Source organism: Novosphingobium sp. B-7 (assembly GCF_000410615.1).
Lineage (GTDB): Bacteria > Pseudomonadota > Alphaproteobacteria > Sphingomonadales > Sphingomonadaceae > Novosphingobium > Novosphingobium capsulatum.
This window is the reverse complement of record NZ_KE148481.1, coordinates 453-829: the sequence shown is the minus strand read 5'-3', so window position 1 is coordinate 829 and position 377 is coordinate 453. Positions and strand designations below refer to the sequence as shown.

The 377-nt window shown below is 70.0% G+C and carries 1 protein-coding gene; it reads right to left on the bottom strand.

Features of this window, described 5'->3' with window-relative positions; genetic code table 11:
• On the bottom strand, window positions 1-377 hold a 377-nt coding region (locus H926_RS31190; protein ID WP_158442031.1), incomplete at both ends, for a tannase/feruloyl esterase family alpha/beta hydrolase.

The following is a 377-nucleotide window of genomic DNA, read 5'->3' as shown; positions in this document are numbered from 1 at the left end:
AGCGCGCTGGTGCAGCGCGCGCCATCGGCGACGATGCCATCCTTGGCACCGTCCAGCCCGTCGCACGCCGCCAGGATCGCCTGGCGTACGCGCGTGCCGTCTTCCACGGAAAAGGCGCGGGCGAGGTTTGCCACGGTGGGCGCGTCGCCGCGCGCGGCCAGCACGCCGCCCATTGCCTTGGTATTCCACGCCTCTGCCAGGGCGGCGCGCGGCAGGGCAAAGCCGGGCGCCGCAGCGACGATGCCGTTGTAGAGATCGGGCTCCTGCTGGGCCAGGACCATGCCTTCCTGCCCGCCCTTGGAACAGCCATAGAAATAGCTGAAGCGCGGATTGCGCCCGTAATAGGCCGCAACCAGCGCCTTGGCCGCCAGGGTTAC